16 protein-coding genes and 1 pseudogene are annotated in these 15620 nt (G+C 62.7%); 11 read left to right on the top strand and 6 right to left on the bottom strand.

What is annotated here, in order from left to right; genetic code table 11:
• The first annotated feature begins 79 nt into the window (after window positions 1–79).
• From J2753_RS07080 to J2753_RS07090, 3 genes are all read left to right on the top strand, one after another.
• The gene (locus tag J2753_RS07080) at window positions 80–1927 is read left to right on the top strand and encodes a S9 family peptidase (RefSeq protein ID WP_209491243.1); all 1848 of its coding nucleotides are present in this window, start codon (window positions 80–82) and stop codon (window positions 1925–1927) included.
• A 190-nt stretch (window positions 1928–2117) separates the two neighbouring features.
• Window positions 2118–2732, top strand: coding sequence for a DUF4013 domain-containing protein (locus J2753_RS07085; RefSeq protein WP_245334539.1), 615 nt, complete (start codon window positions 2118–2120; stop codon window positions 2730–2732).
• Window positions 2733–2943: 211 nt separating this feature from the next.
• Entirely contained in the window at window positions 2944–3954 is a 1011-nt protein-coding gene (locus tag J2753_RS07090; RefSeq protein ID WP_209491244.1) for a hypothetical protein, read from the top strand.
• Window positions 3955–4184: 230 nt separating this feature from the next.
• Here the strand turns inward: J2753_RS07090 and J2753_RS14775 are convergent, their stop codons facing one another.
• The gene (locus J2753_RS14775; protein ID WP_449271803.1) at window positions 4185–4343 is read right to left on the bottom strand and encodes a DUF7129 domain-containing putative zinc-binding protein; all 159 of its coding nucleotides are present in this window, start codon (window positions 4341–4343) and stop codon (window positions 4185–4187) included.
• Window positions 4344–4449: 106 nt separating this feature from the next.
• Between J2753_RS14775 and J2753_RS07095 the strand changes: the two genes are divergently transcribed.
• Entirely contained in the window at window positions 4450–4866 is a 417-nt protein-coding gene (locus J2753_RS07095; RefSeq protein WP_209491245.1) for a cobalamin B12-binding domain-containing protein, read from the top strand.
• Entirely contained in the window at window positions 4863–5942 is a 1080-nt protein-coding gene (meaB, locus tag J2753_RS07100) for a methylmalonyl Co-A mutase-associated GTPase MeaB (protein ID WP_209491246.1), read from the top strand. Before J2753_RS07095 ends, meaB begins: the two co-directional genes overlap by 4 nt.
• 43 nt (window positions 5943–5985) lie before the next feature.
• Here the strand turns inward: meaB and J2753_RS07105 are convergent, their stop codons facing one another.
• Together J2753_RS07105 and J2753_RS07110 are read right to left on the bottom strand one after the other, a co-directional pair.
• Window positions 5986–6741, bottom strand: coding sequence for a competence/damage-inducible protein A (locus J2753_RS07105; protein WP_209491247.1), 756 nt, complete (start codon window positions 6739–6741; stop codon window positions 5986–5988).
• An 88-nt stretch (window positions 6742–6829) separates the two neighbouring features.
• Window positions 6830–7324 (bottom strand): peroxiredoxin family protein, encoded by a 495-nt coding sequence (locus J2753_RS07110; RefSeq protein WP_209491248.1) that lies wholly within the window; start codon window positions 7322–7324, stop codon window positions 6830–6832.
• 128 nt (window positions 7325–7452) lie between these two features.
• Between J2753_RS07110 and J2753_RS07115 the strand changes: the two genes are divergently transcribed.
• Window positions 7453–7770, top strand: coding sequence for a DMT family transporter (locus tag J2753_RS07115; protein ID WP_209491249.1), 318 nt, complete (start codon window positions 7453–7455; stop codon window positions 7768–7770).
• Between the two features lie 31 nt (window positions 7771–7801).
• On the opposite strand, the gene proS is transcribed toward J2753_RS07115, so the two are convergent.
• Window positions 7802–9286, bottom strand: coding sequence for a proline--tRNA ligase (gene proS, locus J2753_RS07120; RefSeq protein ID WP_209491250.1), 1485 nt, complete (start codon window positions 9284–9286; stop codon window positions 7802–7804).
• An 81-nt stretch (window positions 9287–9367) separates the two neighbouring features.
• Window positions 9368–9898, bottom strand: coding sequence for an 8-oxo-dGTP diphosphatase (locus J2753_RS07125; protein ID WP_209491251.1), 531 nt, complete (start codon window positions 9896–9898; stop codon window positions 9368–9370).
• A gap of 200 nt (window positions 9899–10098) precedes the next feature.
• Here J2753_RS07125 and J2753_RS07130 point away from each other — a divergent pair, with 200 nt between their 5' ends.
• Window positions 10099–12030 carry a beta-CASP ribonuclease aCPSF1 gene (locus J2753_RS07130; RefSeq protein ID WP_209491252.1) on the top strand — a complete coding sequence of 644 codons (1932 nt, stop codon included), beginning with the start codon at window positions 10099–10101 and terminating at the stop codon, window positions 12028–12030.
• A gap of 57 nt (window positions 12031–12087) precedes the next feature.
• On the top strand, window positions 12088–12993 hold the full coding sequence (locus tag J2753_RS07135; RefSeq protein WP_209491253.1) for a hypothetical protein: 906 nt from the start codon (window positions 12088–12090) through the stop codon (window positions 12991–12993).
• Here J2753_RS07135 and J2753_RS07140 read toward each other — a convergent pair.
• Window positions 12990–13511, bottom strand: a pseudogene (locus tag J2753_RS07140) (endonuclease III domain-containing protein); the annotation flags it as partial. The gene J2753_RS07135 and the pseudogene J2753_RS07140 overlap by 4 nt on opposite strands.
• A 49-nt stretch (window positions 13512–13560) precedes the next feature.
• Here J2753_RS07140 and J2753_RS07145 point away from each other — a divergent pair.
• Genes J2753_RS07145 through J2753_RS07155 form a run of 3 tightly spaced genes read left to right on the top strand, consistent with a single transcriptional unit; the run spans window position 13561 to window position 15618 of the window.
• Window positions 13561–14205, top strand: coding sequence for a hypothetical protein (locus tag J2753_RS07145; protein ID WP_209491254.1), 645 nt, complete (start codon window positions 13561–13563; stop codon window positions 14203–14205).
• Complete coding sequence (locus J2753_RS07150; protein WP_209491255.1) at window positions 14202–15269, top strand: tyrosine-type recombinase/integrase; 1068 nt, start codon at window positions 14202–14204, stop codon at window positions 15267–15269. The genes J2753_RS07145 and J2753_RS07150 overlap by 4 nt, the downstream gene beginning before the upstream one ends.
• 55 nt (window positions 15270–15324) lie before the next feature.
• The gene (locus J2753_RS07155) at window positions 15325–15618 is read left to right on the top strand and encodes a hypothetical protein (protein WP_209491256.1); all 294 of its coding nucleotides are present in this window, start codon (window positions 15325–15327) and stop codon (window positions 15616–15618) included.
• The last annotated feature ends 2 nt before the right edge of the window (window positions 15619–15620 follow it).

Here is a 15620-nt window from a genome sequence, read left to right on the forward strand (position 1 = left end):
GCACCTTCAACGCCGCGCCGACCCCACCTGCCTCACCGGGACCCGAACGACCTTTGCGATTGCCTGTCAACCCCCCGTCGTGACGACCTACGACATCGAGCGGTACCTCAACATCCGGAGCGCGTACGGCGGCTCCTTCGGCCCCGACGGCGAGGGGCTGGCGTTCCTGATGAACACCACCGGCACCGCACAGGTCTGGACCGTCGACGGCCCCGGCGAGTGGCCCGTCCAGCGCACGTTCTACGACGACCGCGTGACGTTCGTCGACTACTCCCCCGAGCGTGAGGAGGTCGCGTTCGGCAAGGACCAGGGCGGCAACGAGCGCGCCCAACTGTTCACGCTGGACACCGAGTCCGGCGAGATCACCAACCGTACACAGCGCCCCGGCGCCAAACACCGCTGGGGTGGCTGGGACAGCGAGGGCGAGCGCTTCGCCTTTGCCTCGAACCGCCGGGACAACACCGTCTTCGACATCTACGTCCAGGACCGCGACGGCGTGGGTAGCGACGCCGAACTGGTCCACGAGGGTGAGGGCTGGCTCAGCCTCTCTGGCTGGTCGCCCGAGGACGACCGACTGCTCGTCCACGAGGCCCACTCCAGTTTCGACCACGACGTGCACGTCCTCGACGTGAGCGACGGCGGCATCAGCCACGTCACGCCCCACGAGGGGCGCGCCCGCTTCAGCAGCGTCGAGTGGGGGCCCGAGGGTGAGTCGCTGTACATGGTCACTGACCACGACTCCGACACGCTCCAACTCGAACGGCTCGACCTCTCTGAGGGCGAGTTCACCGTCGTCGAGGATGGCAACGAGGAGCAGAGCTCCTCTGGCAGCCGGACGCAGTCCGGCGACGGCGAGTGGAACGTCGACGGCGTCTCCATCCACGAGGAGAGTCGCCGAGTGCTCTACAGCCGGAACGTCGACGGCTACACGGATCTGACGGTGGGTGAGTTGGTCGACGCCGACCGGATCGACCCCGGTGAGTCGGCCTCCTTCCCCGATGGCGTGCTCGGCGGCACCTCGTGGGGCCCCGACGGCGACAAATACGCCCTCACGGTTACTGCGAGCACCGAGAACACGAACGTCCACGTCGCCGACGCGCTCACCGGCGAGAGCGAGCGCTGGACGAACGCCGCGACGGCGGGTATCCCGCGGGAGACGTTCGTCGCGCCCCAGCTGGTCCACGTCCCCAGCTTCGACGGCCGGGAGATTCCCGGCTTCTTTTCGGTGCCCGAAGACACCGAGGGCGAACTGCCGGTCATCGTCGACATCCACGGCGGCCCGGAGAGCCAGCGCCGCCCCTCGTTCCGGACGGTCAAGCAGTACTTCCTCAACAACGGCTACGCGGTGTTCGAGCCGAACGTCCGGGGCTCCTCGGGCTACGGCAAGGAGTACGCCAGCCTCGACGACGTGCGCAACCGGATGGACTCGGTGAAGGACCTCAAAGCGGGCGTCGAGTGGCTACAGGACCACCCCGACGCCGACGCGGATCGCATCGTCGCCTACGGCGGCTCCTACGGCGGGTTCATGGTGCTCTCGGCGCTGACGGAGTACCCCGACCTCTGGGCTGCGGGCGTCGACGTGGTGGGCATCGCGAACTTCGTCACGTTCCTCGAAAACACCAGCGACTGGCGCCGCTCGCTGCGGGAAGCGGAGTACGGCAGCCTCGACGAGGACCGGGAGTTCATGCAGGAGATATCGCCGACCAACAACATCGAGAACATCGCGGCGCCGTTGATGGTGCTTCACGGGGAGAACGACCCGCGCGTGCCCGTGAGCGAGGCCGAACAGATCGTCGAGGACGCCCGTGAGCAGGGCGTGCCGGTCCGGAAGCTCGTCTTCCCCGACGAGGGCCACGGCTTCTCCAAACTCGATAACCGCATCGAGGCGTACTCCGCGGTGGTGGACTTCCTCGACGATCACGTCTAAATCGTCGGAGAACCCTCACAACTCCCGACACATCAGGGAAATGATTAAGTCGGTGTCGGTGACTTATCCGCCCAGACATGCTCGAGGACGGACTCTCCTCCCACTGAACGGGGACAACGCGCTGGCTCGCATCATCATCGGAGGACTGCTCGGGTTCGGAAGCATCTTGATAATCCCGGCGTTCGCGCTGATGGGCTATCTGGTCTGGGTGCTCGGCGGCGCCGCCCGCGGCGAGGCGGAGCCACCCGCCTTCGAGAACTGGGGCGAGATGATCGTCGACGGCCTGAAGGCGACGGCGGTGTCGTTGATCTATGGCATCATTCCGTTCGTACTGATCATCGTGAGTATCTTCGTGGCCGGCAGTGGGAGCACCACTGGAAGTGATTCGGCTGCGGGATTGCTCGGCGGAGTCGGCCTTCTCGGATTCCTCGTGAGTTTGGTGGCGATGTTCCTTCTCTACTACCTCATTCCGGCGGCGCTAACCAACATGGCGCTGGAAAACGAGTTTAGTGCGGCCTTCGACTTCGGTACGATCAAGCAGGTGATCTTCTCGGGGGATTACTTGATAGCGTGGCTGATCCCATTCGTGCTCGCAGCGGGGGTCCAGATTCTCCTTTCGGCGGTGAGTCTCGTTCTTGTGTTGTCGGTCGTCGGTATCCTCGCGCTTCCACTCGTTATCCTCATCGGCCCGTTCATCCAGTTCTACGTGCAGGTTGCCGCGTTCTATATGTTCGGCGTTGCCTTCGGGCGGGTCGTTGATACCGATAGCGCCGTTAGCGGTGATTACGGAACCATTTCGGCGTAATTCAATTCTCAATTTCCCCGCTCAGTGTCGTCATGCTTGCGAACTCGTCAAGGCAGAGGTAAATTACTATGAGGTATCAGAATAGCCTCTCTTCCGAAACTGCTCGCTAGAGCGAAACGGCCTGTCACCGTCGTACAGAAGCCCCTAACATGAACCTCTGATAGAAGGTATGCCAAACATTTATGTGCTGACTGGCATATCGTTTCTGAACATGAGTTCTGATGATAAAGTTCCTGAATTCACCCGTCAGGAGCTCCGGGAAGCCGACACTTTCGTTGAGGGTGATTACAGCGGGGTCAATCCTCGTGGATTCTATCGAAAACTGAAAAGGCGGCTTGAAGAGGTTCAGTCAGACTACGGTTTTAAATACAATACACAGGGCCACCAAGACACCGACCTTACCATCGATAAGGAAAATGTCGGGACGAAGACCGGGACGATTACTGGCCGATTGAAAGCGTACTCAGATTGGGAGCCACTTGGGTTCAGTATGTTGAGCTATCGGCCCTATGCTGGATACGGAATCATCAGTATTCTGCTCGGTGTGATATTCCTAATCCAGATATCGGCCAATCTCGGTGTCGGGGTTCTCGGGCTCGCTCTTGTTGGGGCAGGAATCTATGGCTACAGGCAAACCGAACGAGGAGAGTTCCCGATTACGGAACGAAGCGAAATCCGCACTCTTCTGACCGGCGAGGTTAGCGAACGGAAGGTGACTGACGATGGTGTCCAAAAAACGAACATGCACGCTGAGATGTCCGTCGTATTCGCTGGTGAAACGTTCGTGCGGGTAGACACCGCGAAGCTACGTGACCTGCATTGGTCACTTCGTCGGGAACTCATAGAGGAGGTAAAGCGCTGGAATAACGATATCGCCAAGGACCCAAATAACCGGGTAGACGTGTCAAGTGGTCTGATCTGGCACCTTCGCGGTGTTGTGGACCGGAGTCTTCAGGATCACCGAAACGAGATTGACAGCATTCAGAGTCGATGGTGGAATGCCGGGTTTGAGAAGCGCGTCGCGTTCAACGAGAAAGTGAAAGAGCAACTCAGCGAGGGAAACCGAGAAAAACTCGAAACTCACGAGGAGAACGTCATCCTCGAACTGGAAGACCTCGCCGAAGACCTAGACATCTTCATCGAGCGAGAGGGGTACGATGAAGTAGAGCACATTCAGAGCGCTCAAGATCGTAGCCCAGAACTCGAAGCCGGCGATCAGTAACGCCCGACTTCTTCCCGGGCTAGCCACCTCCGTTCTTCCTCCACACCATCTCGTGAAGTAGCGTCTACGAGAGCGGACGCGGCAAGGACTATTCTTCGGCTCTCCGATCACCGTCTCACGCCGCTTCCACGACTACGGGGTCGGCCGCGAAAACTCCCGATCGCTGACCGCGTTCGGTAACGACGATCAGCGCGGCACCCAGCAAGTAGAACGCCGGAGCACGTTGACGACTATGACGCCGACGCGCTACTTCGTGAGGTTCTCCACACGCCCCCACAGTCCGGACAGGTCGTGAGCCGGCCGTCCGTCCGGTGGTGTTCAAGGCAATCTGCACATTCGTACAGTTTTGGATCGGTATCAACGTCGGTTCGCCAGCTGATAGGTGACATACGTTGTCACATAGCGTATAACCTATTCAATCCTTCGCCGATCTGCATCTTCGGCGCCCGTACGGACCCGTTAGAGTGAAACCGCCGCCCGGCGAAAGGCCGGCTTATGAGCGCAGATACGGAGCAACGGACCATCCGCTGTCTGGTCGCCAAAGTCGGCCTCGACGGCCACGACCGCGGCGCACACGTCATCGCGCGGGCGTTCCGGGACGCCGGCTTCGAAGTGATCTACTCGGGGCTCCACCGGGCGCCCGAGGAGATCGTGCAGGCGGCGGTCCAGGAGGACGTCGACGTGCTGGGGATCTCCATCCTTTCGGGTGCCCACAACACGCTCGTCCCCAAGGTGATCGAGGGGCTCAAAGAGTACGACGCGTTCGAGGACACCCTGATCCTCGTGGGCGGGATCATCCCCGACGACGACCAGGAGACGCTGCTGTCGGAGGGCGTCGCCGCGGTGTTCGGCCCCGGCACGCCGATGGAGGACACCGTCGAGTTCGTCCGCGAGAACGCGCCCGAGCGATGAGCGCGGCCGCGGAGCGCGAACTGGTCGAGGAGCTACTGGCGGGCAAACACCGCGCGCTCGCCCGGGTCATCTCGAAGGTCGAGGACCGCGAACCCGGCTACCGGGACATCGTCTCGGCGCTCCACGAGCACACCGGCCACGCCGACGTGATCGGGATCACTGGCTCGCCCGGCGCCGGGAAGTCGACGCTCGTCGATAAGCTCGCGGCCCACTACCGCGACCGCGGGGAGACCGTGGGCGTCATCGCCGTCGACCCCTCCTCGCCGTACACCGGCGGCGCCGTGCTCGGCGACCGCATCCGGATGGCGAGCAACGTGGGCGACATGGACGTGTTCTTCCGCTCGATGTCCGCCCGCGGCACGTTGGGTGGCCTCTCGACCGCTACGGCCGACGCGGTCAAAGCTCTCGACGCGTTCGGGAAGGATCGGATCATCATCGAGACGGTGGGCGCCGGCCAGAACGAGGTCGACATCGTCCGGACCGCCGACACCGTGGTCGTGCTGGTCCAGCCCGGATCCGGCGACGACGTACAGATGCTCAAAGCCGGCATCCTCGAAATCGGCGACCTGTTCGTCGTGAACAAGGCCGATATGGATGGCGCCAGCCGCACTGTCGCCGACTTAGAGGAGATGCTCCACATGGAGCGCGATCCGACCGCGAAACTCGACACCGGCGGCTTCGACAAACCCGATCATCCGGACCATCCCGACGGCGAGAAGATCGGCGGCGATACGGACACTGAAGAGGCCGACGAAGCGGTCTGGGAGCCCATGGTGCTCGAAACGATCGCCAAGAGCGGCGAGGGCGTCGTCGAACTCATCGAGACGCTTGACGCCCACGCCCAGTGGCTCGACGAGACAGGCCGGCGCGAGGTCAAGGCCCGCCAGCGCTACGCGGCGGAGATCCGTCAACTGCTCCGGGCGGACGCCGCGGACCTGATCGACGAGGAACTCGACCGCCGGGGTGGCGTCGAGGCGATGGCCGAGCGGGTGCAGAACCGCGATACAGACCCCTACACGGCCGCTTCCGATGTTCTCGGAGCTATCGAGGACTGCGTCGAGCAGCAGCGCGAGTAGCTCTTTTCCGGTTTCTCACTCCCCCGCGCGGCGTCGATGAGTGCTACTCCGCTGCGTCGGGTTTTGGGCCGGCCTCCGGCGTCGCAACACGCTCGCGGAGCCAGTCGACGCCCTCCCGAACCTCCTCGGGGTCGGTGCCGGTGACTTTCAGCCGATTGTTCCCCTCGCTGGAGGGGTAGCTCCCGACCACGAGGTCGAACGCCTCGCGGAACGCGCCGAGTGTGTCGGTCAGCGACGCCTCGGGCGCCGTCGTTTCGAGGCTCTCGCTCACGGCGTCGCCGCCGAACTCCGCGGCGACGGTTTCGAACATCGACTCGAACTCCGCCGGCGGGCCAGGGAGTACGTAGACGTTCTCGAGCACACAGCCGGGGCAGAGCCCCTCGGGGTTCAGGAGCGGGCGGGCGCCCTCGGGCGTCGCGCCCCACGCCTCGAAGTCGAGGTCGACATCCGCGGGATCGAGATCCGCGAGGTCGACGGCTTCGTAGGCGGCCATGCTCTCGAGCAGGTCCTGACGGACCTCTGGGCCGAGCACCAGCTCGCGGTCGAATGCCCGGGCGACGGCGTCCATCGTCACGTCATCGTGGGTGCCGCCGAGGCCGCCACCGACGACGACGGCGTCGAACTGTGCGCTCCAGTCGGCGACGTATTCAGCGATCAGTGCGGCGTCGTCGGGGATGGTGAGCATCCGGACGACGCTCGCCCCCCGTTCGTTCAGCCGACGGGCGAGTCGCTCGGCGTTGGTGTTGCGCGTGTCGCCGGCGAGAATCTCGTCGCCGACGGTGACGATGGCCACATCCATACCGGTAGAAGGTGGGCGACGCCCGTGAGTCGTTCGGCTCCGGGCGCGCGGGTGGTCCGTCGGATCAGCGTACGGCGTCGATTGGGCCTCAGAAGCCGGGGTCTTCCAGCGCGCCGCCGTACTCGTCGGCGACGAAGTAGCGGATGTAGTTGCCGTAGACCCGGTCGGTCAGGTCCTCGGCGACGTGTTCGAACACGACTTCGCCGTCCTCGTCGACGACGTAGATCGCGCTGATGCCGGTGACGCCGCCGAGGTCGGTCTGCTCGGTGCCGCTGTACTGCTCGGCGACCGCACCGTCGGGGTCCGCCAGCAGCGGGAAGCGGTAGTCGAAGCGCTCCTTCATCGCCGCCACGTCGGCGTCGTCGCTGGTGACAACGGGGAGCACGTCGACGTCGTGGTTGAACTGTAGATCCTCGTAAACCCGACTGAACGTCGCGATCTGTTCGGCACAGAAGCTACACCAGTGACCGCGGTTGATCGAGACCACGGTTGGACCGTCCGCGAGCGTCTCCGACAGGGAGACGGTCGCGCCGTTGGTGGTCTCTAACTCGAACTCGGGCGCCTGACTGCCTTCCAGACTCATGCAAATAGGTAATCGGGAAGTGCGAAGAAATAACTCACGGTAGTAACACGTCGTTGGTAGCGGCGTATATCTCCGCAACTTTGCCGCAGAACGCCGGAGCTTTGAGGTGGCACGGCCCAGCCACGGTCATGGCGTGGTACTTGCTGCTGCTTGCGGGGCTGTTCGAGATCGGGTGGGCCATCGGACTGGAGTACTCTGACGGGCTCTCGCGGCCGATCCCGACCGTCGGCACCGTGCTCGCGCTGATCGTGAGCATGCTCCTGCTGGCGAAGGCCGTCGAGGAGCTCCCGGTCGGCACCGCCTACGCAGTTTGGACCGGCATCGGCGCCGTCGGGACGGCGCTGCTGGGGATCGCGCTGTTCGACGAGCCAGCGACGGCCTCGCGGCTGACGTTCATCGGCGTCATCGTCGTCGGTATCGTCGGTCTCCACTCCGTATCGGCCTAAAAAGGGCCAGTGCGGTCGCGAGCGCGAGCGCTCAGTAGGATTTCGCGAAGTACGCCGTCTCGTCGGCGTCGTCGCCACAGACCGCACACTCGGCGTCACCCTCCAGTACGTTCTCGTGGTGTTTCTCCTCGTCCTCGGGGAACGGCACCATCACGATTTCCGCGGACATCTGGTCGGAAATCGCGTCCTCACAGTCCTCCTCGCCACACCACGGCGTGCGGACGTAGCCACCGTGCTGGCCGAGGGTGCCGAGGATGCCCGCGCGGTCGTCGGCGTCGCGGACGTTCTCCTCGATGTTCTCCTCGGCGCTCGCGAACAGTTTCGCGTAGACGGTGTCCAGTTCGTCCTGGACCGCGTCGGCGACGTTCTCGCGGTCGAGCGTGACCTCCTCGCCGTCGGGCCGGTGGATCGCCGTGATCTCGCCGTCCTCGACCTCGTGGGGGCCGATCTCGAAGCGCACGGGGACGCCCTTCAGCTCCCACTCGTTGAACTTGAACCCGGGGTTGCGCTCGTCGCGGTCGTCGAGTTCGACACGGACGCCGGCGTCCTCGAGGTCGTCGACGACGTCCTCCGCGTAGTCCAGCACCTCGTCTTTGGTGTCGGACTGCCAGATGGGGACGACAACGACCTGCTCGGGCGCGAGCGTCGGGGGTAGCACCAGCCCCTGCTCGTCGGAGTGGGTCATGATCAGCGCGCCCAGCGAGCGCCACGAGAAGCCCCACGAGGTCGTGTGGGCGACCCGTTCCTCCTCGTCCTCGTCGTAGTAGGTGATGTCGAACGCGTCCGCAAACGACTGGCCGAGGTGGTGGGAGGTGGCGCCCTGTACCGACTTCCCGTCGGGCATCAGCGCCTCGACGGTCGTGGTCGTGTCGGCGCCGGGGAACTTGTCGTGATCGGGCTTCTGGCCGCGCATCACGGGGATGGCCAGCACGTCCTCGTACACTTCCTCGTACTGGTTGAGGCGGGTGAGGGTCTCGTCCCACGCCTCCTCGTCGGTCTCGTGGGCGGTGTGGCCCTCCTGCCAGAGGAACTCCTTGGTGCGGAAGAACGGCTTCGTCTCCGTCGCCTCCCAGCGAACCACGGAGGCCCACTGATTCACTCGCAGGGGCAGGTCGCGGTGGCTACGGATCCACTGGGACATGTAGGGCGCGATGATGGACTCGGAGGTGGGCCGGACTGCGAGGCGCTCCTCCAGTTCATCGTGGCCGCCGTGGGTGACCCACGCGACTTCGGGGTCGAACCCCTCGACGATGTCCTTCTCCCGTTCGAGATACGACTCGGGGATGAACATGGGGAAGTAGGCGTTCTGGACGCCGGTCTGCTTGAACCGGGCGTCGAGTTCGCCCTGCACCCGCTCCCAGAGGCCGTATGCGCGGGGGCGGGCGACGATGAACCCCGACATCCCCTCGGGGCCGTAGTTCGTGAGGCCGGCCTTCCGGCAGACCTCGGCGTACCAGTCGCCGGTGGCGTACTCCTTGGACTCGGTGATCCCGAGCGTCTGGTCGTCGTCGCTCATACCGCGACGAAGTGGTGGTTGCGGCTTAAAACGTCCGAAGGTGTGTGCTCCTGCCCCGCGCTCACGTGGTGGCGTCGTGGCTCACACTGATGGCGTCACGCCGGTTTCGAGGCTGACCTCCTGCGGTTCGCCGTCGCTGTAGACGAACCGGCCGCGGAACGTCCCGCCATCGAGGACGTTTGGAAGCCACTCGCGGTCGGTCTGCCACATCTCGTCGAACGGGATGTCGTCGACGGGGAACCACCGTGGGTCGGCCTCCTCTGTCTCCTCGGGCGTGCCCGCGTACTCGGTCGCGCGGAACACGTGGATGACGGCGTCCCAGTCATCAGACCGATAGACGAACACGCCGACCTTCTCGGGGTCCAGTACGTCGATACCGACCTCCTCGCGCACCTCGCGGATCACGCACTCTCGGACTGTCTCGCCGGGTTCGACTTTCCCGCCGGGGCCGACCCATTGGCCGCTGCCGACGCCGCGTTTCTTGTGGATGAGCAGCGCCTCGTCGGCGTCTGGACCGCCGTCGTCGTCCGGCTGAACGTTGCCGGCCGCACCCCTGAGGAGGTGACAGAGCGTCGCCGCCGGCAGGTCGCCGATGGGGTCGTCCTCGAACACAATCGGCCGTTCGTCGGTGCGCGAAAAAGCGTGTCGGCCGGCGGAACGGACCCGCTTTGGGAAGGTTTTTACCACCGCGCGGAAATATCTCCGGGTAAGCGGGTTCTCGCTGTACTTTCCCGCGCGGCCATACCGGAGAGAATCACCGCCACTTCCGCGTCGGCAGTTTCCGATCGCTCGACGCGGAGCGTCTTCGACACATGAGTCAAGTAGATACGCAACTCGAGGAGTTGAAAAGTGAGATCGAAGCCGAGATCCCCAGTACGATCTCCATCACCGACGTGAAGTACGAGGGCCCGGAGCTCGTCGTCTACACTCGGGACCCCAAGGAGTTCGCCGGCGACGGCAACCTGGTCCGCCAACTCGCGTCGAAACTGCGCAAGCGCATCACGGTCCGCCCCGATCCGGAAGTGCTCTCCCGGCCCAGAGAGGCCCGTGAGAAAGTCCGGGACGTGATCCCGGAGGAGGCCGGCGTCGCCGATCTGGACTTCCACGAGGACACCGGCGAGGTCGTCATCGAGGCCGAGAAGCCCGGCATGGTGATCGGCCGCCACGGCTCCACGCTCCGGGAGATCACCCGGGAAGTCGGCTGGACCCCCGAAGTCGTCCGAACGCCGCCCATCGAGTCCTCGACGGTTTCGAACGTCAGGAACTTCCTGAAGCAGGAGCGCCAGGAGCGTCGCGAGATCCTCGAGCGCGTCGGCCGGCAGATCCACCGCGAGGAGATGCAGGACGAGCAGTGGGTCCGGATCACCACGCTCGGCTGCTGTCGCGAGGTCGGGCGCGCGGCGTTCATCGTCAACACCGCCGAGACCCGGATCCTCGTCGACTGCGGCGACAAGCCCGGCGCCGAGGGTGAGGTGCCGTACCTCCAGATCCCCGAGGCGCTGGGCGCCGGCGCCCAGAACCTCGACGCCGTCGTGCTGACTCACGCCCACCTCGACCACTCGGCGCTGATCCCGCTGCTGTTCAAGTACGGCTACGACGGCCCCATCTACTGCACGGAGCCGACCCGTGACCTGATGGGCCTGCTCACGCTCGACTACCTCGACGTGGCGTCGAAGGAGGGGCGCACGCCGCCCTACGAGTCCGCGCAGGTGCGCGAGGCCATCAAGCACTGCATCCCGCTGGAGTACGGCGACGTGACCGACATCGCGCCGGACGTGAAGCTCACGTTCCACAACGCGGGCCACATCCTCGGCTCGGCCGTCTCGCACTTCCACATCGGCGACGGCCTCTACAACGTCGCGTTCTCGGGTGACATCCACTACGAGGACACCCGCCTGTTCAACGGCGCCGTCAACGACTTCCCCAGAGTGGAGGCGCTGGTGATGGAGTCGACCTACGGCGGGCGGAACGACTACCAGACCGATCAGGAGGACTCCGAGGAGGCGCTGATCGAGGCGATCAACAACGTCCACGACAAGGGCGGGAAGGTGCTGATCCCGGCGTTCGCCGTGGGTCGGTCACAGGAGATCATGCTCGTCATCGAGGAGGCGATGCGCAGCGGCAAGATCCCGGAGATGCCCGTCCACCTCGACGGGATGATCTGGGAGGCGACGGCGATCCACACGACCTACCCCGAGTACCTGCGTGACGAACTGCAGGACCGCATCTTCCACGAGGACGAGAACCCCTTCCTCGCCGACCAGTTCAACCATATCGACGGCGGCGAGGAGGAGCGACAGGAGGTCGTCGACGAGGGGCCGTCGATCATCCTCTCGACCTCCGGGATGGTCACCGGCGGGCCGATCATGTCCTGGCTCCGCCACCTCGGTAGCGACCCGGACTCGACACTCACCTTCGTCGGCTATCAGGCACAGGGAACGCTGGGCCGACGCATCCAGAACGGCTGGGACGAGATACCCGTCTCGGACTTCGGCTCCGGCCGCGACGGCCGCGGGTCGAAACTGACTCTGGAGATGGACGTCGAAACCGTCGACGGTTTCTCCGGCCACGCCGACCGCGAGGGCCTGATGAACTTCGTGCGCAACATGAGCCCCCGGCCGGAGAAGGTGCTCTGTGTCCACGGCGACGAGAGCTCCGTGCAGGATTTCTCCTCGGCGCTCTACCACGAGTTCAACATGCGCACGTTCGCGCCGAAGAACCTCGAGACGTTCCGATTTAAGTAGCGTCTCGCCGTCGTTCCTGCCTGAAGACATTTACCGGCTGGCCCGGAACTGCCGTCGATGCCCTCCACCGACCGCCGCGCACTGCTCGCGGGCGTCGCCGGCCTCGTCGGCGTCGCAGGCTGCCTCAACGGCGAAACGCCGACGGCGACCACGGCAACGGACCCGGAGACCGGCCACCTCGAAACCGACCCGCCAGCCGCGGGTCGACTCACCCTCGATCCCGTTCCTCCGACCGAGGCTGACGAACCACTGACAGTCCTGCCTGACGACCTCCGGCGGTGGATCCGGCAGGCGGCCGACGGTACGACAGTCCGCGGGCACGCCGGCAGTTACGTCTACCCGATCCAGCAGAGCTACGAGCCGATCCCCCCGCTGACGGCGTTCGACCGGGTACGGATCGACGACCCCGATAGCGGGGACAGTGGGAGTTACGACGTCGACGCCGACGGCGGCGTCTACTACGAACGGGCCGTCGGTGCCGAGGCGGTGTCGCCCCCGGCGGACGCCGAGGTTACCCCCGTCTCGGAACTCCCGAACGAACGCCGCGAACTCGCGCTGGCCGCAATCGGCGCCGAGAACGGCGGTGCCCCACGTGTCGAACCGCAGACCGCGCTGGGGTCGTGGGTCCGAACTGAGTTCTTCGGCGGCTACTACAGTCACGAGGGGACGACGTACCGCGGTCACGAGGTCCAGCAGACCGACGTGGCGTTCTTCGCGACCGAAGTCTGGTACGTGCTCTCGCTGTCACCCACGGAGACAGAGGCGGCGACGACGCTCACTCCCGCTGCGCCAGAGGAGCGAGCGCGGATGATCATCGACGACCTTCGAAGCGAACACGAGACGGTCGAACGGATGGAGCGCGACGTCGAGGGTCTGAACGCCGGCGCCGCCGAGACGTTGGCTGCGGCGCATCCCTACCTCCTGACCCACGATGCGGTCTATCAGGTGACGTTCGTCTATTAATCGTCGGCGACGACTTCTGCCGGATCGACCACGTCGCCGGAGAGTTCGTCGACGCCGACTTGCTCGCAGTGCTCCACCAGCGGGCACGCCTCCGGGCCGTCGAGACAGGCCGGTTCCCGGGCCGTGCAGTACTCCCGGCCGAACTGGATCATCGCGGTGTGCCCAAACCCACATTTCTCGGGTGGGACAGCGGCCTCCATCGCCTGCCGAACCTGCTCGTGGTCGGCGTCCGCAGGCGCGAGGCCCATCCGGCGCGCGATGCGGTGGACGTGGGTGTCGACCGGAAAAACGCCGTTCCGCCCGCCCGAGAACAGCAGCACGCAGTCGGCCGTCTTCGGGCCGACGCCCTTCATCTCCAGAAGGGTCTCGCGCACCTCGTCGGGGTCGCCGGACTTGACGAACGCGTCGAAGCCGTCGGCGCCCGACGCGGCTGACGCTGCCGCGTCGTCTTCGCCGCCGTACTCCTCGACGATGCGGCCGGCGAGGCGGATGATGGTCTCGGATTTCTGGTTGTAGAGTCAGAAAGTGACGAACAGCGTTATAATAATAGGGTGAGATGGTTTTGGTATGAGTGATGGTAAGGACTGGGAACGAGTTGGACTTCGAGTCCATCCTGACCAGTTATCGAGATGGGAGGCGGTGTGTACTCCTGAAGACCCGAGTAAGCCTGATGATGCGATTGTGAACGAGTTGCCGCATCTGTATAATACGAAGTCGAATTTGATTCGGACGGCTGTGTCTGAGTTGATTAATCGGGAGACGGGTGAGTTGGGAGATGATGGGAGCGCACAGTCTGCAGAGATTTCGGCGGATACCAGAGCGGTTGAGGAGAAAGTCGATAGGGTGTATACGGAGACTCGGGAGATTCGTGATTTGGTGGAAGATGTGAAGAAGCAACAGTCGGAGGTGTTGACGGAGGCGGTGCGGACTCGGGATGATTTGGTGAGTGAGGTGTATGAGGTGTTGCCGAGGATTTCGGGGAGTCGGAAAGAGTTTATCGAGATGATGGAGGAGAAAGTGGGTGATGTTTTCGACCTCGAATATACTGACCCGCATCGGGCCGACGAGTTAGGATTTTGGTTGGATGTGATGGCGTATTTCGAGGATGAGTCGGATGGTGTGGTTCTCGACAGTCTCGAAAAGTTAGTAGAGGATGTGGATGAGGTTTCGAAAGCAACCATCGACGGGAAGCGGTTCTATTTCAAACTATGAGTGAGGAAATTGAACTCGATATTGACGATGACGAACAGCCTACTTTTGAACAGCTGAAGAAGGTCTATATCCAGTCGCAGATGAAGAAGGGGAAGGCGGATAAGACCGAGAACGGTTACAAGTATTCGTTAGGTCGGTTTGAAGATTTTCTCGAAGAGACGGGACTCGATTATACGGATATCGATAAAGAGACGAATCTCGCTCCCGACCTTGATTCGATGGATGCGATGGCGTTGTCGGGCGACAATATGCTCGATTACTTCATCATCTGGCTACGGGACGATGCGGGCTACGCTAAATCGACCGTCATCACGACATACAATTATGTGCAACCGTTCATCAAGTTCCTACTCTCTGAGGGTCTCATCGAGTACGATGCGCCTGATAACACGACGCTTTCTGAGTATGTAGAATATGGCACGACGGCGCAAAAGGAAGAGTGGGGTGATGATTATGTTGCGGTGGATGAGGAACAGTTTGAACACATCTACGAGAACGCTCCTGCTCCTGTTTTTCGTAATCGCTTAATATTGTCTCTTGGGTGGGAGACGGGTATGCGGAGGTCGGAGGTGGCGGCTTTGAAATTGGGTGATATTAATCTGGATGAGAAGCATATCGATATCCCTGCGATAAAGTCTAAAGATAGGAGGTCTGTGTGGTTTGGGGAGAAGGTGCGGACGAATCTTGATATCTGGATTAATTCGAAACGAGATGGGTATTACAACAGCGACAGCGATTATCTGTTCGTGTCGAACGACAGTCGGTCTAAGGAAGGTCTTTCTCCAAAGCGGGTTTCTAAGATATTTCAGAAGGCGGCTGAAGATTTGCCTGACCAAGATTACATCGTGACGAAGAGTGGGCAAGAACGAGCCAAGTATAGTTTCCACAGTCTCCGTCACGGATTCGCTGAACGCTTTATCACTAACATCGGAGGGGAAGCGGGAATCTATGAGTTGAAAGAGATTATGGGTCACGCTTCGGTTAGCACGACAGAAGTGTATCTCACGACTTCTAAGGACGAATATCTACACGAACAGATGCGTCAGAACGCTCCGAGGATATAGCTAAACTATCCGAGAGCTGGCAGCTATTATATCATCTCCAATCGTATATTTTCGTGTGAGCGGAGACAATAACCCAGACCCAAAAAACGAAACTGACGGGGAGGGCAAGACCGAGGAAGAATCGGATGACAACACCACCGAGGATGGCAATTCTACGGGGAAGAATAAACTCCGTTTCCGAGCCTACGACTTAGAAGTCGAGGCTGAAAGCGAAGAAGCGTCCTTTGGTGAGATGGCGGATGTTCTCACCACCGAGTTCGACAAGATTCGGAAGGACGCTCTAATCGGAGAATACGAGGAGATTGAAAGGGAGAATCTCCACAGCGTCATCCTCGGTGGTGGTGATTAAGG

The sequence above is a fragment of the Halolamina salifodinae genome (assembly GCF_017874235.1).
In the GTDB taxonomy this organism is placed as follows: domain Archaea; phylum Halobacteriota; class Halobacteria; order Halobacteriales; family Haloferacaceae; genus Halolamina; species Halolamina salifodinae.